Below are 20,541 nucleotides of genomic sequence, written 5' to 3'. Positions count from 1 at the left end.
AATCAATTTAATATATGAATTTCTCTTTTCTCTGATATAATATAATTAAACATAAACTTGATTGTTATAAACTTGAAACATTGGAGATGATAATACTTATGGTTACTTGTTCTGTATGTAAGAAAAATGTTGCAGTTATATTTACAAATAAAGTAATAGACGGTAAACAGGAATTAGTTGGCTTGTGCCTACCTTGTGCAAAAAAACTAGGTATCTCGCCTTTGACACAAATAATCGATACAAAGGATATGAAGGAAGATGATTTTCAAAATTTAAGCAGTCAAATGAATGATATGCTTAAAAATATTGATTTAGATAAAGTTTCAGATGAAAGCGGAAACGGTGGTGGACTATTAAACTTTTTTAATAATGCCTTTAATAATTCTGAACAGCCTGAAAATAAAAATTCTGAATATAATAATACGAAAAATGATAAAACCCATAAAAAAAACAAAAAGAAGAAATATCTTGATTCTTATGGAATAAACCTAACCTTAAAGGCTAAAAATGGTGAAATAGATACTGTTATTGGAAGAGAACGCGAGGTAGATAGACTCATCCAAATTTTAAATCGAAGAACTAAAAATAATCCTATATTGATAGGTGAAGCTGGTGTTGGTAAAACAGCAATAGCCGAAGGTTTTGCTGTGAGAATAGCAGAAAAAAATGTTCCTGCGAGATTTCTTGATACCGAGGTATACATGCTAGAACTTAATTCAATAGTAGCTGGAACACAATTTAGAGGACAGTTTGAAGCACGTATGAAGGGAATTATTGATGAAATAAATCAATTTAAAAATGTAATTTTAATTATTGACGAAATTCACAACATAATAGGGGCTGGTAATGCAGAAAGTGGATCATTGAGTGCTGCAAATATTTTAAAGCCTGCTCTTGCAAAAGGAGAACTTCAGCTTATAGGTGCAACTACAATAGAAGAGTATAGAAAATATATAGAAAAAGATTCCGCTTTAGAAAGACGTTTTCAACCTATCATGGTAGAAGAACCAACCATTGAACAAACTATTGAAATTGTAAAAGGTATTAAATCCTATTACGAAATTTACCACAAAATAACAATACCTGATGATGTAATTGAGAGCGCAGTAAGATTATCTGGTAGATATATATCTGATAGATTTTTCCCAGATAAAGCTATTGATGTAATTGATGAAGCTGGTTCTAGAGCAAATCTTAAAAATAAAGGTCTTGTTGAATTGGAAGCATTAAAAACAGAACTCTCAAATATACAAAATGAAATAACTAAATGTGCAGAATCAAACGATTTTGAGAAGGCTGCTGAATATAAAGTAGAAGAATGTAAGGTTCAAACAAAAATAGATAACTTCAGTAAGGAATACAGTAATGTAGTATTAACATTAGACGATGTTGCTTCAGTTGTTGAATCTTGGACCAAAATTCCAGTGCAAAAGATAACAGAAATAGAGGCAGAAAAACTTTTAAATCTTGAAGAAAGACTTCATAAAAGAGTAATAGGTCAAAATGAAGCTGTATCAAGTGTTGCTAGAACTATTAGAAGAAACAGATCTGGATTTAAAAAACTAAAAAAACCATCTTCCTTTATATTTGTTGGACCTACTGGAGTTGGAAAAACAGAACTTGTAAAAACTCTAGCCTCAGAACTTTTTCAGAACGAAAAAGCTTTAATACGAGTAGATATGTCTGAATACATGGAAAAACATACTGTATCTAAGTTAATAGGGGCTCCTCCTGGATATGTTGGATACGACAACGGTGGTCAGTTAACTGAAAAGGTAAGAAGAAATCCTTATTCTGTTATACTACTAGACGAAATAGAAAAAGCCCACCCAGATGTATTTAATATACTACTTCAAATACTTGAAGATGGAAGACTTACTGATAGTCAAGGAAGAACTGTTAACTTTGAAAACACAATAATAATTATGACATCAAATGCTGGAACAAATTTAAAATCAAGCGGAATAGGTTTTTCACGTGATGATTATTCATCTCTTTCAGGTAAAATTAAGGATGTACTGCGTGAAACCTTCAGACCTGAATTCCTAAATAGAATAGATGAAACAATTATATTCACAGAATTAAATAAAGATGAACTTATGAAAATCATAGACTTAATGCTTAAAGAAATAATAAATGAAGGTAAAGACAAGGATATAGCTATAGAAATATCAGAGGATGTAAAGGACTTTATTTTCTCTAATGGCTATGACAAAAAATATGGTGCTCGTCCTTTAAGGCGCACAATACAAAAGTATATAGAAGATGAACTAGCCGAATTCTATATAAAAGGAATATATAAAGAAGGAAGCAAAGTAAGAATATATATACAAGATGAAAAAATAGCATTTGAATAAAAAAATCTCCGCTGATATGCGGAGATTTTTTATTACTATAGATCTGAAAACTCTATGTTTATTTTCTGTTTCTTATTAAATTTATTACTTTCTATAACTTTTGCATTATCATCATCTAAATTCCTAACAGGAAGATCTATTATAAATTCACTTCCTACATTTAATTCACTTTCAACCCTTATTTGTCCTCCATGCATCTCTATTAGAGACTTAACAATAGAAAGTCCAATTCCACTACCTTCTTTTTCCCTTATAAGAGTTTTATTAACCTGTATAAATCTTTGAAATATCGTTTCTTTCATATCTTTAGGAATTCCAATTCCGGTATCTTTAACTCTTATTTGAATACTGTCATTCTTATCATAAACATTAACTGTTATTTTACCGCCTTTCGGTGTAAACTTTACAGCATTGGATAATAAATTTAGCATTACTCTTTCTATTTTATCTGAGTCAACAGGCATAAATTTTTCCTCTACATCCGTATCAAATACAATGTCTATCCCTTTACTCTTAACAAATTCTATTACGGACATTGTGATATCTTCTATCACACTTACAATTTCTACTGTATGAAGATCAACACTCAAATACCCTGCATCTATCTTTGTTATGTCTATCAAGTTATCTATAATCTTAGTTAATCTATAAATATTTTGATTCATAATCTTAAGATATTTTTCAAACCCATCTTTATTATCATTGTCCATATTTAATCTGACAAGTTGCATTGCAGAAGCCAATATATTAAGTGGAGTTCTTAATTCATGTGATAAATTTGAGAAAAACTCCTTTCTTACCTTATCATAATAGAGAGTTTGCTCCAATTTCTTTCTATTTGCTTCATTTTTCTTCTTTTCTGTCATATCTCTAATTATAGTTATAAACGTCCCATTATTATGCGAAAAGGTTGTTGTGGCTGCTTCTATAATTATTTTTTTCCCCATTGCAGTTACAAGCCTTTCTTCAATAAAATCACAAGGCATACCCGTCTTCATCGTTTTATCTATTCTTGCTTGTGCAAGTTCCTTATAATCTTCATGTATAAAATCAACTATATTTTTACCTATAATATCCTTTACATCCTTAACCTCTAAAAGCTTTATAGCCTTGTCATTTATGAAGTTACACTTTCCATTGTCGTGAATAAATATGGCTTCCGGCATAATTTGAAGTATCTGCATATATCTTTGTGAACTTATTGAAAGAACCTTGCCTATGGATTCTTTTATCATATTTTCATTTAAAAGCTTTTTATTAACTCTTTCAAGCTCAATATTTTTATCATTAAGCTCCTTATTGATCGTATTTATTCTAAAAAATATATCTTGGTATGGATCTATAACAGATTTAATCATTATTTTTCTATGAACTATATATATTGATGATATTCTAAAAATGATATTAATATACAATAGAATTTGGTTGCCGCTACTATTATAATCAATAAATATAATTGATATAATTCTGAATATAGAGCAGACGATAAATGTATATACTATATCATTGCCAATTTTCTTCTTTCTACATATAAATAGAATCATTGATATAGACAAAATAGTTACAGATATTATCTTTGTTGCATATATAATTGCAATTATATCCACCTTATTTACATATGTATGTAATAGTTTATAATCATAAGTAATCATAATTACAACTATTGCAAATAAAGCATACAACCATACTGCATATTTTAATTTTCCTTTTTTATTTAAAACTAAACTTAAGAATAGTGTTGAAAAAGCATCTACAAAGATTCCAATCATAAATAGCTTGTATACATACTGCAAATAATTCTTTTGATATAATATGTTAAGACTAGAATTAAAGTAGAAAATACCAATGCAAAAATACACTATTCCGGCAGTTAAAATCAAGATATCTTTTGTATATTTATAGTTACTTATAGAATTTGCAAATATACTTATAGCCAGCATAGACACCATTATTTGTATTAAAAAATACAATAATACAAAATCTACTTTTCCAACAAAACTGCAAGTTATAATTATTATACCTGCACCAACAAAACCATTTACAACAAAATTAACATCTCTTACTCTACTCTTCAATCTATTAAACACATTAAAATTCCCCTTCGCCTATAGGGCTAAAATCAGCTGCACAATAACTTAAGCTTTTTTTTAAGTGATGTTGTATCAATCTTAAACAATATATTTACTTCTATAGTAAAAGATTTTATCAGTTCATTATACTCCTTCATGTATGGGTAATCCTTTAGTGCACTGCACTGCATAACCTCAAGATGCTTGTTTATTCTAACTTCATAATCAAGCAACTTATCTATTTGACAATAGTAATCGAATAGTTGTTGGAGTTCATCACGCGTAAGCTTAGAAGATATACTACTGAAAGCCTCAATCCAATTTTTTAATATAGTGACACTACTTATTTTTATAAAAGTAAATCTCTTATTTTCAAATAACCTACTTGTTCTTTCTATGTCAGCTTTTATAATTCTAGAGTAATTTCTTATATGTTCATTATCTTGTATCATTCTTATTTTCTTCTTATACCATATGGATCCAAAAATAGACATAAAACATCCTATTAATATACCTAATATAGTAAATTCAAAACCTATTTCTCCAAAAACCTTTTTAGTTCCAGTATTGTTAGCTACTATAGAAAAAGTTATTCCAATTACCAACACAACAAAAATCACTAGGGATATAATCAAAAATATATTTTGAGATATATACCTGTAAAAAATATGCTTTCTTTTTTTGGGATTTTTCACTTCTCTGCTTACATTTCTCGTATACACTCCCGAAACCATGCAAACCCACACCTTTCATATCAACTTATGCGGTTTCTAAAATTGTAAATATATTACATTTTTATTGTAATACATTCTTCCCAAAAATACAACCATTTTTTTACAATTTATCTTTCCCCTAGTTTCAAATTAGGTATAGCATTTAAATCAAGAGGTGCAATATTTCCTTTTTTAAACTCAAAATACGCTGCACTTCCAATCATTGCTGCATTATCAGTGCATAGTATTGGTGCTGGAAACAATACATCTATCCCATTCTCTCTTCCTCGACTTACCATTGTCTCCCTTAAGAAGCTGTTTGAGGCCACACCACCTGCAACTGCTATTCTATCTATCTTCTTTATTTTACAAGCCTTAATAGTATTATCAACCAGGAAATCAACAACATTTTTTTGAAATGATGCTGCAACATCTGCTCTATTTATTTCTTTTTCTTGCATCTTCATAGTATTTAAATAGTTGAGTACTGCAGATTTAACTCCGCTAAAAGAGAAATCCAAAGAATTATCATGAAACTTAGCTCTTGGAAATTGAAGTGCACTTTCATCTCCTCTTTTAGCCATTTCCTGAATCTTAGGTCCACCTGGATAACCAAGACCTATAGCTCTTGCAATCTTATCAAAAGCTTCTCCTGCAGCATCATCTCTCGTCTGACCTAAAACTTCAAACTCACCGTAATCTTTCATATATACTATAAAAGTATGTCCTCCAGATACTACAAGACATGCAAATGGAGGCTTTAAATCTGGGTATTGTATAAAATTTGCACTTATATGTCCTTCTATATGATTAACTCCTATAAGAGGTTTGTTTATTGAGTACGCAAGTCCTTTGGCATATTGAAGTCCTACAAGAAGCGCTCCTACAAGTCCCGGTCCATATGTAACTCCAACAGCATCAATATCTTTAAGCTCTACACCAGCTTCTTTTATAGCATCCTGAACCACCAATGATATATTTTCGATATGCTTTCTTGATGCTATCTCTGGAACGACTCCTCCGAACTTTTTATGTATATCTATTTGCGATGATATTATATTAGATAATACCTTTCTGCCATTGACAACAACAGCCGCGGCAGTTTCATCACAACTACTTTCTATTGCAAGTATCTTAATGTCTTTACACATTTAATATTCCTCCAACTCTTCTGGCATTTTACTATATTATTTTATCACATACCAATACATTTTTAAATCAATATATCTTTTGAACGTATGTTTGTGTTATACTTATATATTATATAAACTACATGCACTAGTAATTCTATAATCTTGAGAGGGAGTAATTATGAAAAATTTGTACGCTAAAGTAATTGTTGGTGGTTCACCTATATCAAAATCAAATTTTAAGTTATCTAACATAAACGGAAGAGCTATCCTACCTTATAACTCTGGACAATATCATGATAGATATGCCATTTATGAAGAAACAATAGCATATGAGGCTCGCTCTCAAAATCCAAATACAGTAATTTCTGAATCAATTATAGCAGTTTTGAAGGTATTTTATAAAAGTAAAAAAAGGCATCCAGATACAAATAATATAACTAAAAGTATTTTTGACGGAATAGAAAAAAGCGGAATTATAGTAAATGATGCTCAAATAACAAGAATAATTATTGAAGAATATTATGATATGATTAATCCTAGATTCGAACTTGAACTTTTTGCTGAAAGTAAATTCAAAATGAAGTATTCTATCCTCAAAAAAGAGGAAGAAGATGAACCCATACTTTATGATCCACCTTCAAATAAAAAAAGACTTATTACCAAAACACAAAAGCCCAAAAAATCAGCTCAAAATGGTACAATAACTTGCAGTATATGCGGAAAAAAAGTCACCAATGATAATATAATTTGGGCAAATAAAGGAACTACAGCTCTTTGCAAAAATTGCTTAAAAAAATCATTTTGAAAGCATATTTTTAAGAGCCGTTATTCCCATAACATATCCATAAAATCCAAATCCGCAAATTTGTCCAATACATGCAGGAGCTGTTACAGATTTTCTTCTATATTCTTCTCTTGTGTGTATGTTACTTATATGTACTTCAACCGTTGGTATATTTATTGATTTTATAGCATCATATATAGCTATGCTGTAGTGAGTATATGCGCCTGGATTTATAACTATTCCATCAACCTTGTTGTAGGCTGCCTGAAGAAAATTTATTATTTCTCCTTCTATATTACTTTGCATTACTTCTACTTCAATACCTATTTTACTTCCTTCATCCTTTATAAATTTGCACAAATCCTCATAAGTTCCTTCACCATATATTTCTTTTTCCCTTATCCCCAAAAAATTTATATTAGGACCATTTATAACAAGAATCTTCATTAAATTCCCTCCCCTTCAAGGTATTTTTTTATGCTTAAAACAACTCTATCTATAGATCCATCATTTAAAACCTGATAATCACAGTAGTTAATGTATAATTTGTATCTTTCTTCATAGAGCTTAAGAATTCTGCTCTTTCCATGTTCTAAAAGAGGTCTATTTTCAATATCAACATCTTCCATTATCTTTTCTGGCGGCCTATTTATAAATACTATCTTTCCTTTTTTCTTTAAACAAAGTATATTTTTTTCCCTTGTTACTGCGCCTCCTCCTGTTGCTATAACGGAGTTCTCCTCAAAACTAAGTTCTTTTAGGGCTGCACTTTCTAAATTTCTAAAAAATTCTTCTCCTCTTTTAAACATATCGGAAATCTTCATATTATTTCTATCTTCTAGATATTTATCAGCATCATAAAATTTCATATTTAGCTCTTTTGATAAAATTTTACCTATTGTACTCTTACCGCATCCAGGCATACCTATAAGTACTAAATTCATGATTTTATTTTTTCCTCCAAAACTTCAAATATTTCATCAACTATGATTTCATCTATAGAAATATCATTCCATATCTCTTCTGACGCTGCAGCCTGGCTAACTAACATATAAAGACCATTTACAGCCTTTACTCCACTCTCTCTAGCATACTTTAAAAATAAAGTTTCTACTGGATTATATATTAGATCTACAGCTGAAGAAAACTTAGCTACAACTTCTTTATCTACAGGCGATTCCCCCTCTTTTGGATACATACCCTTTGGAGTACAGTTAATTATAACATCTCCCTTTAAATTTGAAAGTTCATCATAACTTATGACTTTAAATTCTCCGTAAATCTCAGAAGTCTTTTCAGGGTTTCTAGTAACCACATATATGTCTTTTGCAAAGTTGTCCTTTAAATACTGAAGCACAGCTCTTGCTGCTCCACCACTTCCTAAAACAACACATATATTATTCTTTATTTCAACCCTAAATTTACTAAGCATTTTTCCAAATCCAATGTAATCTGTATTAAACCCACTTATGCCTTCTCGTGAAAACTTCAAAGTATTTACAGCCCCTATTTTTCTTGCTTTCTCTGAAATTTCATATAGCTCCTTCATAACCTCCACCTTATAAGGTATTGTTACATTTAATCCACCGCATTTTATAATTTTAAAGGTATCTACTGATTCTTTAAGCTTTTCTTTTGGAACCTCAAACAAATTATATATTCCCTTAATGCCTACCTTTTCAAAAATAAGCTTATGAATATATGATGAATGGCTGTGTCCTAACTTTTCTCCTATAAGACCATAAATTGATGTATTAACACTCGTTTTTTCTTCATTATAAATTCTTTTTCTCTCCAACTTTTTACTTAGGTTCATAAAATTAATATAAAACTCCTTAAGAACCTCAGAATATTCCTTATTCTTTAAGTAACCTATATTTTTATCTATAACTTTTTTTTCTCTTTTGCTATCACTAACTGGAATACTATTTTTTTCTTTATACTCAGCAACTTCCATAACCAAATTCATTCTTTTTTCAAAAAGCTCTGTTATAATTTTATCTACCTCGTCTATTTCTTTTCTTATTTCTTCAAGTTCCTTCATTAAAATTACCACCTCAAATAATATCTAATATGGATAATGCACATGCAGCCTCAACAACAGGTACTGCCCTTAAAACAATGCAAGGATCATGCCTACCCTTTATACTTATCTCCTCATTTTCCATGGTTTTCATGTTTATAGTTTTTTGAGGTTTGTAAATAGAAGCAGTAGGCTTAAAAGCAGCTCTAAACACCAATGGCATTCCACTTGTTATACCGCCTAATATACCACCATTGTTATTCGAATAAGTTTTTACTATTCCATTTTTGGTATAAAAATCGTCATTAGCCTCTGACCCCTTCATTTTGGTTATATTAAAGCCTTCTCCAAATTCTACACCCTTTACTGCTGGAATTGAAAATAGCATATGACTTAATATACTCTCGCAAGAATCAAAAAACGGGTCACCCTTTCCTGCTGGAAGGTTTAAAGCACAGCATTCTATTATACCTCCAACAGAATCTAAATCATTTTTAGCTTTAAGTATAACCTCCTTCATTTCCTCACCTTTTTTATCATCTAAAACAGGAAAAGCCTTCTTTGTCAACGATATAAGTGTTTCACTATCTATATTTACCTTATCAAAATACTTCTCTTTTGTATCCTTTATACTAAGAATATGACTCCCTATTATAATGTTATCCTTAAAAAGTATTTGCTTTGCTACGGCACCTGCAAATACCAATGGTGCCGTAAGTCTTCCTGAAAAATGGCCACCGCCTCTATAGTCATTAAAGCCTTTATATTTGATAAATCCAGTATAATCCGAATGACCAGGTCTTGCAAAATCCTTTACATTAGAATAATCCTTTGAATGCTGGTTTCCATTCCATATAATTGCGCAAAGTGGTGTTCCCGTAGTTTTACCATTAAAAAATCCACTTACAATTTCAAAGTTATCCTTTTCATTTCTTTGAGTTGAATATTTTGTTCTTCCGGGTGCTCTTCTCTCCATTTCAGAATTTATAAATTCAAGGTCAAGCTCTACTCCTGGTTCAAGTCCGTTTATTACAATTCCAATCGCCTTTCCATGGGACTCTCCAAAAATTGATAATTTAATTTTATTCCCCCAAACTCCACTCATGTACATCGCCTCCTAATTGTTTCAAATCACTCCAAAACTGTGGATATGACTTAGAAACGCATTCACTTCCATTTATAGTAACACTCTCTTCACACCTTAAAGCTGCAATTCCAAGTGCCATCGCAATTCTATGATCATTCCAGCTTTCCACTTCTCCACCTTTTAATTTTTCTTTTCCCTCAATTAGAAGCCCATCTTCTAATTCAACTACTTCTGCTCCAAGCTTATTTAATTCTGTAGCCATTGCTTTAAGCCTATCTGATTCTTTTATCCTAAGCCTTGCTGCATTTACTATCTTTGTAGTTCCTTCACTTAATGCTGCAACTACTGATAATATAGGAACCAAATCGGGACACTGTGATGCATCTATTACAATTCCATGGGTATGAGATTTCTTAGAACTAAAGCTTTTCTCATCTATAGCTCCACCCATTTTCTTTAATATATCTAATATAACCTTATCACCTTGCAGAGAACTAATATTTAAATCCTTACAATTTATATTTCCATTTAAGATTCCAGCTGATAGCCAAAAAGCAGCTTGAGAAAAATCTCCTTCAACCTTATATTTTGTACCCTTGCATTTTTGATTTCCCTTTATAAAGAAGCTCTTATAAGCTTTATTTTCTATCTCTATTCCAAATTTTTTTAACATATCTATGGTCATATCAACATATCCCACAGATTCCAAATTAGTTGTTATATTAATAATTGAGTCCCCCTCCAAAAAAGGAAGAGAAAACATAAGTCCACTTATGAATTGGGAGCTTATATTCCCAGGAAGGTTAAACATCCCAGCTTTAAGCCTACCTTTTATTTGAAGTGGGAGTACCTTTCCTTCTGGATGTGAGTACGCAATTTCCTTCTCATCAAATATATTAAAATAAGAATCTAATGGTCTGTAGGATAATTTTCCCTGACCGTCAAACACAACATTTCTTTCTTCTATAAGTGATATTGGAATTAAAAATCTCACTGTAGAACCCGATTCACTGCAATCTATATATACTTTTTCTTTACTTACTAGCTTTTGCTTTTTTATTTTCAGTGTTGAGTTATCCTTAGCATCTTCTATTATTAATGCCCCCAATTTACTCATTCCAATACATGTAGCCTTTATATCTTTAGAATAACTTATATTTTCTATAGTACTTTCTTCTTCTGAGAGAGCTGCACATATTATAGCTCTATGACCTAAACTTTTTGATGGAGGTATTTTTATATCTCCTTTTAAACAACATGGATTTATTTTAACACAATTCAAAATTCATGCCCCCTTCAAACTACACGTAAATACTTATAAGTTTCTTTACTTTCTACCTTTTCTATAAAGCAATCTCCTATATCTTTTAAAAGAACCAAATTTATAAATTTTCCTCTGCTTTTCTTATCCAGCGCTGCAATTTCATAAATCCTTTCATTTTTAAGATTGTCTATATTAAAAGGTAAACTATATTTTTTTATGATATTTTTAAGTTTCTCAGTTGTACCTTCTTTAGTAATTCCTAATCTTTCGCTATTCTTAGTTATTGAATACATTCCATATGCTACACATTCACCATGAGTAAATTTTTCATAATGAAAAAATTCTTCTACTGCATGACCTATAGTATGACCAAAATTCAATATCATTCTTTCTCCATTATCCTTTTCATCATTTTCAACTACCTGTTTTTTTATTCTACAGCAGGCATGTATAACATATTCTATATTGTCCATAAGTTCATTATCATCTTTAAACTCTTCTAGCCTTTTAAATAATTCGCCATCCCTTATAGCCCCATACTTTATAACTTCTCCCATTCCATCATGAAGAAATCTTATATCTAAAGTCTTTAAAAAAAGTGGATCGATAAAAACTGCCTTAGGTTGATAAAAATTCCCTACTAGATTTTTTCCCTGCTCTAAATCCACAGCAACTTTACCACCTATACTGCTATCAATTTGTGCTAAAAGAGATGTTGGAATTTGAATGTAGGATATCCCCCTTAAATAAGTTGCAGCTGCAAAACCTCCTATATCTCCAACAACTCCGCCTCCAAGTGTAACTATAAGGTCACTTCTTGTAATTCTAAACTCTGCAAGACGTGAATATATATCTGTCAGCGTCTTTATATTTTTACTCTTTTCCCCTGCTTTTATAACTATTTTAAACACATCGTATCCAAAATCTTTAATATTTTTCTCAAGCTTTTCGCCATAAAATTTATTTACATTATCATCTGTTATTAAAACTATTTTCTCCCCAGAATAAAGCTTTGAAATTCTTTTACCAATATCATTCATTATGCCCTTTTCAATGAATATACTGTAGCTATTTTGTCCTAATTCCATCTCTAAAGTTTTCAAACCGTTCCCTCCTTTTTAGAAGCTGCATCTTTTAAAAACTGTTTTATATCATTAACATTTTCTTCTTTTATAAAACCTTTTATCTGATTTAGGCTTTTTTGAAATTCTTCTATCGAATCAATTATATTCTTTTTATTTCTCATAAAAAGCTGGCACCACAAATCTGGATTGATCATAGCAACTCTTGTAGCATCTCTAAAACTTCCTCCAACAAAATGTTTTATATCATCTGCAGACTTTGTATTCATAAGAGAAACAGCAATAACATGTGGAAGTTGACTTGTAAATGCAATTATTTCATCATGTTTTTCAGGTGTAACCTCTGTAATAGATGTGCAACCAATACTTCTTATAAATTTTTTCATAAATTCTATTGTATCTTTTTTATTTTTTACTGTAGGTGTTAAAATATAGTTTGCATTATTAAATATATTCTTAGATGCATTTGAAAATCCACTTACTTCTTTACCAGCCATAGGGTGTCCACCTAAAAATTCAGCACTATCTCCTAAAATACTCTGTATGTAACTTATATTATCTTCCTTTATGCCAAGAACATCTGTTATTATAGCCCCTTTTTTAAAATTATTCACATTGTTTTTTACAAATTGTACTAATGCTTCTGGATATATAGCAATTATAACAATATCAGATTTTTTGAGGGGGATATATGCATTTTCTATGCTATATCCCTCATCAATTATATCCATTTCAGCTGCATTTTTAAGGGTATTATTATCTAAGTCAACTCCCCATATATGACCTTTATTTTTTTCTTTAAGCGCCATGGCATATGATCCGCCCATGAGTCCAAGCCCTACAATAGTTAAATTAATATTAAATTCTCCATCCTCCACAAAATCACCCCCAGCTGAAATATCTTTTATACTTGTTTTCCTTCTATTTCTGCAATAGCTCTAACTTTCTTCATGATTTCATCAAATTTATCTGGCTTTATTGATTGCTGTCCATCACTCTTAGCGTTAGCAGGATCATTATGAACTTCTATCATAAGTCCATCAGCTCCAACTGCAACCGCCGCTTTAGCTAAAGGTTCAACCATCCACCACATTCCAGCAGCATGACTAGGGTCAATAATTACTGGCAAGTGACTTAATTTCTTTATTGCAGGAACAACGCTTAAATCAAGTGTATTTCTTGTGTAAGTTTCAAATGTCCTTATTCCTCTTTCACACAATACTACATTTTCATTTCCTTCTGACATAATATACTCAGCTGCCATAAGAAATTCTTCAATTGTTGCGCTTAATCCCCTTTTCAATAATATTGTTTTTCTAGTTTTTCCCAATTCCTTTAGAAGTGTGAAGTTTTGCATATTTCTTGCTCCTACCTGTATAACATCAACATCCTCTACAAATCTATCAATAAAATCTGCACTCATGATTTCTGTTACTATTGGAAGTCCTGTTTCTTTTTTAGCAAGTTTAAGAAGATCTAAACCCTCTAATTCCAATCCTTGAAAACTGTAAGGTGAAGTTCTTGGTTTAAAAGCTCCTCCTCTTAGAAAATTAGCCCCACTTTGTTTTACTCTTTTCGCAATTTCAACTATTTGCTCTTCACTTTCTACTGAGCAAGGTCCTGCTATAACAGCAAGTCTTTTTCCTCCTATTTTGCTTCCATCTACATCCACTATAGTATCCTGTGGATGAAAGTGTCTTCCAGCCTTTTTATAAGGTTCCTGAACTCTCACAACTTTATCAACATTTTCATTTGCCTGAATTCTCTCAATATTCACTTTACTCGTATCTCCTATTACTCCTACAACAATGTAGTCTTTACCATGTGATACTGTTGTTTCACAGCCATCACCCTCTATTGCCCTCTTAATTTTTTCAATTTCTGATTTTTCAGTATTTTGTTTAAATATAATTACCATCTTTTGATAGCCCCTTTCTGTTTTCTGTTCTTGTTTTTTTATAAAAAAAATAGGGCTCATATGAGCCCTATATTTAAACAATAATTGATATTCTTAAATATCTTGTGTTGCCTTAACATTCAACACAATTTAAATTGTAAAACTCATTAGAAAGAAAATTTATTATTTTTTGATATGCAAAAAAACCAACGCTACTAAAGTAATAATAGCCTAGGCTGAACCAATAATAATTTTTAGTTGTATTTTCCTTTCTAATAGTATCCATATTATTCACTCCATAAACAAATTTATTTTGATGTTGTAATTATATATCATTTTTACAACATGTGTCAATAGAAATATTAAAATAACATATGCTTATTGTTGCCTAATATGCTATTATTATATATAAAATACATATATATTAGGAGATAGATGAAATGCTTCCTTTGAAATTAAAAATAATACCTTCAAACAAATACAAGCAATATTTTCTTGTATTCATAGCCTTGTTATCTTTATTATTACTAGGCGTATACATAGTAAATTCAAATGAAAATTCATATAAAAAGACCATTGCAAAAGTACTTTCCATATCGGAAAATAACTTCAAATCAGAAACCTCAGACGGAAGATATGAAGCTATGAAAAAACAGCATATAACTGCAGTAATTCTCAACGGAAAGTACTCCGGTAAAGAAATAAAACTAGAAAATATAGTTTCTTATTCACAAATAAATGATATAAATCTACATGTAAATGATAAGGTATTTATATCACTATCACAAAATGTAAAGGGAAACGCTAAGTCCATTAAGATACTTGAACTAAAACGTGATAAATATGTATTTTACGTGGCTTTCATTTTTATATTACTTATAATTGCAATATCAGGTAAAACAGGACTACGCTCCTTAGTAAGTGTGGTAATAAATATAGTAATATTCTCTATAGTAATAGAGCTTTTTTTGAATAACTTTAGTATCGCATTTATATTCTTAACAGCTATGCTGCTTTTTACAGTTTTATCTCTTATTATGGTGTCAGGGTTAAACAAAAAAACAATTTCTGCAGTGGTTTCTACTTTGCTTGGAACAACAATAACAATTTTAATAGCTATAGCTGCAATAAAATTAAATAACTCAAACGGAGTTAGGTTTGAGGAGATGGAATTTTTAACTCATCCGCCTGAAAAAATGTTTTATATAGAACTTTTAGTAGGTACCTTAGGTGCTATTATGGACATAGCAATTTCAATTTCAGCTGCTATAAATGAACTTTATTTAAAAAATCCAAGTATAGAAACAAAATCACTTATAAAATCAGGATTAGAAATAGGCAAGGATATTATGGGGACTATGTCAAACACTATGCTTTTTGCATATTTTAGTGGAAGTATTCCTTTTATAATACTGCTTCTTAGAAATCAAACTCCTCTCTACAACATACTAAATGAAAATTTATCTCTTGAGATACTGAGGGCCCTTACCGGAAGTATAGGAATAGTAATTAGTATACCTATTTCTATCTTTGTAGCTGTAGTACTTTTAAATAATAAAAGAATAGGAGAATTTATAAAATCATGAATGTTCCATTTTTATTACTTATCATTCTTTTTATCTTGATGATAATAGTTGGAGGAAAAAGAGGAGTAAAATCATTTTTTACACTGATTCTTAATTTCGTAATAATGCTAATTCTGTTAATTTTAATAGGCGCTAAGTTTGACCCTTTAAAGGTAACAATAATAGGATGTATTATAATAACAATTACTACCTTATTTTTTATAAATAGCTTTAATTTAAAAACTTTATCCTCTTTATTTTCTGTTGTCATAGTAGTTGCGTTAACTCTTATAATAACCTACAACCTAAGTAGTAAAGCTCAAATACAAGGTTTTGGAAAAGAACAAGCAGAATCGTTAGGTTACCTATCTACCTACGTACAGCTAAATTTCTCAAAAATAGTATCGTGTCAAATACTTTTGGGGCTACTTGGAGCCATAATAGATGTATCCATATCTATATCTTCTTCGCTACATGAACTATATTTAAACAATCCTTCTCATACAAAATATGAGCTATTTAAATCTGGTATTAACATTGGCAAGGATATTCTTGGTACAATGACAAACACTCTTCTTTTCGCTTATATAGGAAGCTTTATGACACTTTCAATATATTTCAGTGAAGTGCATTATTCCTTTTATGACATACTAAACACCAAGGTATTTTGCTCTGAACTATTTCAAAGCTTCTCCAGTGGTATAGGTATAATCCTAATAATTCCAATTACTTCTTTTATAACTTCAAGACTTCTGTTTTCTAAAAGATTAAACCATAACGGTAACAAAAAATCCTATTCAGCTTAAGTAAAACATGAATAGGATTCTTTGTTATTTATTTTTTGTTCCAAAATATTGTCCTTGTATTATATCATCACTTATATTAAACGCTTTTGAAAGATGTTTCTTATCCTCTGCTGATGGATTTCCTAAAATTTTTCCATTAGTTAAAAGATCATAATCCTTATTAGTATTTAAAAGATTTCTTCCCATGACAGTTTGTTCGTAGTATTTTTTGTCCACTCCCATAGTATATAAGATTGTAGGCATTAAATCTATTTCTCCACCTGTCACATTCTTCTCCTCTTGCTGCATTTTTCCGCTTCCATCATACACTATAAGAGGTATTTTCATTTGATCATCTATCATCCAATTCTTTATGCCAGGCATTTTAGGAATCTCGCTTTGAAAATACTTGTGTATACCTGTATGATCACCATAAATCACAACTACAGTATTTTGGAGTACTCCTGCATTTCTAAGTTTATCTAAGAATATACCAATTTGTTTGTCGGTATAGTGTATACACTGCATATACCCTCCCATTTCAGTACTATCAAATGCCTTATCTAATTTTAGTTCTCTGTATTTCGTAGGAAGAACAAATGGTGTATGGTTTGTAAGTGTTACAACAAAATCATAAAAAGGTTTTTGTTCATTTACTATCATAGGTTCAAGTTGCTTTAAATAAGCTCCATCAGATATTCCCAAATTTATCTTTTCATATTCATTAAAATGTGATGAATCTATAGTTCTATCAAATCCACCCATTGCACTTAAAGCAGGCATCCAATTCCAATACATTGCCTTATCTGGATGTATTGCCATAGTATAATACCCATATTTCTTCATTATAGAAGGAAGAGAATTATACTTATTATCAGGGAATCTAAAAAATGTACTTCCCCTTCTAACTGGATATATTGATGCATTCGTCATTAAATCAGCATCAGAACTAACTCCCAAATTCACATTTTCATGGTAATTTGAAAAGTATATGCTATTCTTAATCATTTTATTTAAATTTGGTGTTACTTCTTGTCCATCTATCTTCTGATTTATTACAAAGTTCTCAAGAGACTCTGTCTGAATTACTAATAGATTTTTTCCCTTAAACATTCCTTTATATTTATTATCAGGAAGATTTTCTTGATTTTCTTTGTACCATGCCTTTATTTTGCCTTTATCCTTCTTATTTAAAGCAAGAGGCTTTAAATCACTAAAAAAGTCAATACCATCATACACATGATATCCTATAGGCGATATTCTTTCCATAGTGTATATAGGGTTCCATCTAGAAGCTGTCCAGTATTTATATGTGTAGTTGTGAAATATTCTTATTGAAACCGGAATATACAACATAGCTACCAAAATAAATATAGCAAAAAGCTTTATATTTCTCTTACACTTTTTATAGCTGTTCCTAGAAAATAAATATACCGCAGCAATGATTACTAAATCAACTACAAATATTAAATCTTCCTTATGTATCATTGCTATTATACTTCCCTGAAGGTCGTCCAAATTTGTTGTTTCCTTGAGTAAATGAAATGATAAAAATGAATTAAACCCTCTGTAATACCAAAGATCTCCCAAAAGTATTATTGACATAATTAAATTCAATACTATAAGCGCCGTACCTCTTGCTCTATTTTTAAATAAAAGTGCTATAGACAGATATCCAAGTGTAAATATTATTAAAATAGAATAAGATGCTATATTGAAAAAACCATTGAATACCGTTAGTAAGTTCGCGTTTGTAATTGTTGTAAATCCAATAAATATAGAAAACTTCAAAATCAAAATAAAGAAAGTTATAATAAATAATACATCAAATTTTATTGTTTTAAACTTATCCAAAAACTTATTCATATGTTTTTCCTCTCTAAGTAAATTATTACATATTAAATGCAGCTTTTTAAAGCTGCATTTAATAAACCAATATTCAGTCTCAATATAGCATATCACATTTTTTTACTTATATGAATATATTTTTACTAATTTTTTTTAGCTTATCTACCAAAAATATGTTAATATTCCAAAATAATCAACTTCCTTTTTATTTATAGAAATTTAAAATTCACAACATCAAATACACCTTTATCTGTAATTCGTATCTCTGGTATAACTGGAAGTGCTAAAAACGCAAGAGTCATAAATGGCTGAATATCCTTATTTACACCTAAAGTATTATGGCATATATTTATCATTTTTGAAACTCTTTCTGCCACAAACTCCATTGATTTATTGGACATTAATCCTGCTATTTCTAATTCAAGTGTTTCAATTATTTTCCCATCTAAACTTATTGTTATCCCTCCTCCAACTCTTTCTATTTCATTTACAGCCTTCACCATATCCTCATCGTTATTTCCAAGAACTATTATATTGTGTGAATCATGAGCTACTGTGGATGCTATTGCTCCCCTTTTAAGTCCAAAGTTTTCTACAAGACCTATTCCTATACTTCCAGACTTCTTATGCCTTTCAATTACTGCAACTTTATTTATTCCATAATTGAGCTCGCATTTAAATATACCATTACTAAGATTGACTTTTCTCTTTACGTTTTTAGTTGATATACTGTTTAAAGCTACGGAAATAATGCTGCAAACATCTGTATCTAATTTTAGTTCTAAATTTTCTTCACTTACTTTTTTTATATTAACTGTATTGCTGACCTTCGTAATATCGCTTTTACTTCCCATATCCTTTAAATGCTTATTGTCCTTAAATACCACTTCTCCACTTTTTATTACCATGTTTACTTTAACATCCTTTAAATCCTCCAAAACAACTAAATCAGCTTTATATGAAGGTGCAATTGCTCCAACTCTTTCAAGCTTATAGCATTCAGCTGCATTAATACTTGCCATCCTAATAGCCGCTGTATTTTCAATTCCATTATATATAGCTCTTCTTACACAATTATCCATATGCCCTGATTTTAAAATATCATCTGGATGTCTATCATCTGCACAGAACATAATTCTTCTTTCATTTTTAGCATTAACTCCTTTTATAAGTATATCTAAGTTTTTTGCTGCAGAGCCTTCTCTAATTGCTATATACATTCCGTTTCTTATCTTCTCATTCATTTCTTCTATACTGCTGCACTCATGATCAGTTTTTATTCCAGCCAAATTATATGCATTTAATTCATTTCCTCTAACTGAAGGTGCATGACCATCAACTATCTTATTATAACTTCCTGCAAGCTTTAATTTATTTAGTACTTCCTCTTCTCTACTTAATACACCAGGATAGTTCATCATTTCACCTAAGCCAAGCACTCTATCACTGTCAATCAATTCCTTTAAGTCCTCAGCCTTAAGAACTGCACCTGAAGTTTCAAAACTAGTTGCCGGAACACATGATGAAAGCATAAAAAATACATCAAGTGGCATATTCTTTGTTTCCTCCATCATGTATTTTATCCCATCCATTCCACACACATTAGCTATTTCATGTGGGTCAACAATTATAGTTGTGGTTCCCCTTGATATAACTGCTCTTGCAAATTCCTTAGGCGAAACCATAGATGATTCTATATGCACATGTGAATCTATAAATCCAGGAGCTACATATTTATTACTTAAATCTATTTCAGTTTTTCCTTTATATTTCCCTATTCCTATTATAGTGTCCCCATCTATAGCAAGATCTCCACGTATTATCTCACTTGAAAATACATTTACTATATTACAATTTTTAAGTACAAGTGAGGCTTCTTTTATTCCCAATGCTTTTTCTATTTTTTCCTCAATACAATACATATAAGTCACCTT

At 30.4% G+C, this 20,541-nt stretch carries 18 protein-coding genes; 4 read left to right on the top strand and 14 right to left on the bottom strand.

All coding sequences use genetic code 11. The annotated features are described in order from the left end of the window. Positions 1 to 98 precede the first annotated feature (98 nt). The gene (locus CA_RS04820) at positions 99 to 2,357 is read left to right on the top strand and encodes an ATP-dependent Clp protease ATP-binding subunit (protein WP_010964222.1); all 2,259 of its coding nucleotides are present in this window, start codon (positions 99 to 101) and stop codon (positions 2,355 to 2,357) included. A gap of 35 nt (positions 2,358 to 2,392) precedes the next feature. Here CA_RS04820 and CA_RS04815 read toward each other — a convergent pair whose 3' ends face one another. The 3 genes from CA_RS04815 to tsaD form a co-directional block, all read right to left on the bottom strand. Next, positions 2,393 to 4,444 (bottom strand): PAS domain-containing sensor histidine kinase, encoded by a 2,052-nt coding sequence (locus CA_RS04815; protein ID WP_010964221.1) that lies wholly within the window; start codon positions 4,442 to 4,444, stop codon positions 2,393 to 2,395. 32 nt (positions 4,445 to 4,476) lie between these two features. Then, positions 4,477 to 5,034, bottom strand: a complete 558-nt coding sequence (locus CA_RS04810) for a hypothetical protein (protein ID WP_242663044.1) — start codon at positions 5,032 to 5,034, stop codon at positions 4,477 to 4,479. 233 nt (positions 5,035 to 5,267) lie between these two features. Continuing rightward, on the bottom strand, positions 5,268 to 6,290 hold the full coding sequence (tsaD, locus tag CA_RS04805) for a tRNA (adenosine(37)-N6)-threonylcarbamoyltransferase complex transferase subunit TsaD (protein ID WP_010964219.1): 1,023 nt from the start codon (positions 6,288 to 6,290) through the stop codon (positions 5,268 to 5,270). Between the two features lie 160 nt (positions 6,291 to 6,450). On the opposite strand from tsaD, the gene CA_RS04800 reads away from it, so the two are divergent. Beyond that, positions 6,451 to 7,077, top strand: a complete 627-nt coding sequence (locus tag CA_RS04800) for a RusA family crossover junction endodeoxyribonuclease (protein WP_010964218.1) — start codon at positions 6,451 to 6,453, stop codon at positions 7,075 to 7,077. On the opposite strand, the gene aroQ is transcribed toward CA_RS04800, so the two are convergent. The 9 genes from aroQ to CA_RS04755 all read right to left on the bottom strand — a co-directional run bounded on the left by aroQ (position 7,069) and on the right by CA_RS04755 (position 14,695). Beyond that, a complete protein-coding gene (gene aroQ, locus CA_RS04795; protein WP_010964217.1) occupies positions 7,069 to 7,503 on the bottom strand; it encodes a type II 3-dehydroquinate dehydratase in 435 nt (144 codons plus the stop codon). The genes CA_RS04800 and aroQ overlap by 9 nt on opposite strands. Beyond that, entirely contained in the window at positions 7,503 to 8,000 is a 498-nt protein-coding gene (locus tag CA_RS04790; RefSeq protein ID WP_010964216.1) for a shikimate kinase, read from the bottom strand. The genes aroQ and CA_RS04790 overlap by 1 nt, the downstream gene beginning before the upstream one ends. After that, the gene (aroE, locus tag CA_RS04785; RefSeq protein ID WP_010964215.1) at positions 7,997 to 9,100 is read right to left on the bottom strand and encodes a shikimate dehydrogenase; all 1,104 of its coding nucleotides are present in this window, start codon (positions 9,098 to 9,100) and stop codon (positions 7,997 to 7,999) included. The genes CA_RS04790 and aroE overlap by 4 nt, the downstream gene beginning before the upstream one ends. 13 nt (positions 9,101 to 9,113) lie before the next feature. Then, on the bottom strand, positions 9,114 to 10,184 hold the full coding sequence (gene aroC / locus CA_RS04780; protein WP_010964214.1) for a chorismate synthase: 1,071 nt from the start codon (positions 10,182 to 10,184) through the stop codon (positions 9,114 to 9,116). Next, positions 10,162 to 11,448: a 3-phosphoshikimate 1-carboxyvinyltransferase gene (gene aroA / locus CA_RS04775; RefSeq protein WP_010964213.1), complete on the bottom strand. Its 1,287-nt coding sequence runs from the start codon at positions 11,446 to 11,448 to the stop codon at positions 10,162 to 10,164. The genes aroC and aroA overlap by 23 nt, the downstream gene beginning before the upstream one ends. Positions 11,449 to 11,462: 14 nt before the next feature. After that, a complete protein-coding gene (aroB, locus tag CA_RS04770; RefSeq protein WP_010964212.1) occupies positions 11,463 to 12,533 on the bottom strand; it encodes a 3-dehydroquinate synthase in 1,071 nt (356 codons plus the stop codon). Then, positions 12,530 to 13,390: a prephenate dehydrogenase gene (locus tag CA_RS04765; protein WP_010964211.1), complete on the bottom strand. Its 861-nt coding sequence runs from the start codon at positions 13,388 to 13,390 to the stop codon at positions 12,530 to 12,532. The genes aroB and CA_RS04765 overlap by 4 nt, the downstream gene beginning before the upstream one ends. A gap of 26 nt (positions 13,391 to 13,416) precedes the next feature. After that, the gene (gene aroF, locus CA_RS04760) at positions 13,417 to 14,430 is read right to left on the bottom strand and encodes a 3-deoxy-7-phosphoheptulonate synthase (RefSeq protein ID WP_010964210.1); all 1,014 of its coding nucleotides are present in this window, start codon (positions 14,428 to 14,430) and stop codon (positions 13,417 to 13,419) included. Between the two features lie 112 nt (positions 14,431 to 14,542). Next, positions 14,543 to 14,695 (bottom strand): hypothetical protein, encoded by a 153-nt coding sequence (locus tag CA_RS04755; protein WP_010964209.1) that lies wholly within the window; start codon positions 14,693 to 14,695, stop codon positions 14,543 to 14,545. A 154-nt stretch (positions 14,696 to 14,849) separates the two neighbouring features. On the opposite strand from CA_RS04755, the gene CA_RS04750 reads away from it, so the two are divergent. After that, entirely contained in the window at positions 14,850 to 15,995 is a 1,146-nt protein-coding gene (locus CA_RS04750; RefSeq protein ID WP_010964208.1) for a YibE/F family protein, read from the top strand. After that, positions 15,992 to 16,780 carry a YibE/F family protein gene (locus CA_RS04745; RefSeq protein ID WP_010964207.1) on the top strand — a complete coding sequence of 263 codons (789 nt, stop codon included), beginning with the start codon at positions 15,992 to 15,994 and terminating at the stop codon, positions 16,778 to 16,780. Before CA_RS04750 ends, CA_RS04745 begins: the two co-directional genes overlap by 4 nt. A gap of 24 nt (positions 16,781 to 16,804) precedes the next feature. Here the strand turns inward: CA_RS04745 and CA_RS04740 are convergent, their stop codons facing one another. Together CA_RS04740 and ade are read right to left on the bottom strand one after the other, a co-directional pair. After that, a complete protein-coding gene (locus tag CA_RS04740; protein ID WP_010964206.1) occupies positions 16,805 to 18,625 on the bottom strand; it encodes an LTA synthase family protein in 1,821 nt (606 codons plus the stop codon). 191 nt (positions 18,626 to 18,816) lie between these two features. Continuing rightward, positions 18,817 to 20,529: an adenine deaminase gene (gene ade, locus CA_RS04735; RefSeq protein WP_010964205.1), complete on the bottom strand. Its 1,713-nt coding sequence runs from the start codon at positions 20,527 to 20,529 to the stop codon at positions 18,817 to 18,819. Between the last annotated feature and the right edge of the window lie 12 nt (positions 20,530 to 20,541).

The sequence above is a fragment of the Clostridium acetobutylicum ATCC 824 genome (genome assembly GCF_000008765.1).
In the GTDB taxonomy this organism is placed as follows: domain Bacteria; phylum Bacillota; class Clostridia; order Clostridiales; family Clostridiaceae; genus Clostridium_S; species Clostridium_S acetobutylicum.
The sequence above is the reverse complement of the archived record's forward strand: the minus strand, read 5'-3'. Positions and strand labels throughout refer to the sequence as shown.

Excerpts from the sequence above, each read along its gene's own strand:
- CA_RS04820 (WP_010964222.1), top strand. The coding sequence starts at position 99 with ATGGTTACTTGTTCTGTATGTAAGAAAAATGTTGCAGTTATATTTACA.
- tsaD (WP_010964219.1), bottom strand. The coding sequence starts at position 6,290 with ATGTGTAAAGACATTAAGATACTTGCAATAGAAAGTAGTTGTGATGAA.
- CA_RS04800 (WP_010964218.1), top strand. The coding sequence starts at position 6,451 with ATGAAAAATTTGTACGCTAAAGTAATTGTTGGTGGTTCACCTATATCA.
- aroQ (WP_010964217.1), bottom strand. The coding sequence starts at position 7,503 with ATGAAGATTCTTGTTATAAATGGTCCTAATATAAATTTTTTGGGGATA.
- CA_RS04790 (WP_010964216.1), bottom strand. The coding sequence starts at position 8,000 with ATGAATTTAGTACTTATAGGTATGCCTGGATGCGGTAAGAGTACAATA.
- aroE (WP_010964215.1), bottom strand. The coding sequence starts at position 9,100 with ATGAAGGAACTTGAAGAAATAAGAAAAGAAATAGACGAGGTAGATAAA.
- aroC (WP_010964214.1), bottom strand. The coding sequence starts at position 10,184 with ATGAGTGGAGTTTGGGGGAATAAAATTAAATTATCAATTTTTGGAGAG.
- aroF (WP_010964210.1), bottom strand. The coding sequence starts at position 14,430 with ATGGTAATTATATTTAAACAAAATACTGAAAAATCAGAAATTGAAAAA.
- CA_RS04755 (WP_010964209.1), bottom strand. The coding sequence starts at position 14,695 with ATGGATACTATTAGAAAGGAAAATACAACTAAAAATTATTATTGGTTC.
- CA_RS04750 (WP_010964208.1), top strand. The coding sequence starts at position 14,850 with ATGCTTCCTTTGAAATTAAAAATAATACCTTCAAACAAATACAAGCAA.
- CA_RS04745 (WP_010964207.1), top strand. The coding sequence starts at position 15,992 with ATGAATGTTCCATTTTTATTACTTATCATTCTTTTTATCTTGATGATA.
- CA_RS04740 (WP_010964206.1), bottom strand. The coding sequence starts at position 18,625 with ATGAATAAGTTTTTGGATAAGTTTAAAACAATAAAATTTGATGTATTA.
- ade (WP_010964205.1), bottom strand. The coding sequence starts at position 20,529 with ATGTATTGTATTGAGGAAAAAATAGAAAAAGCATTGGGAATAAAAGAA.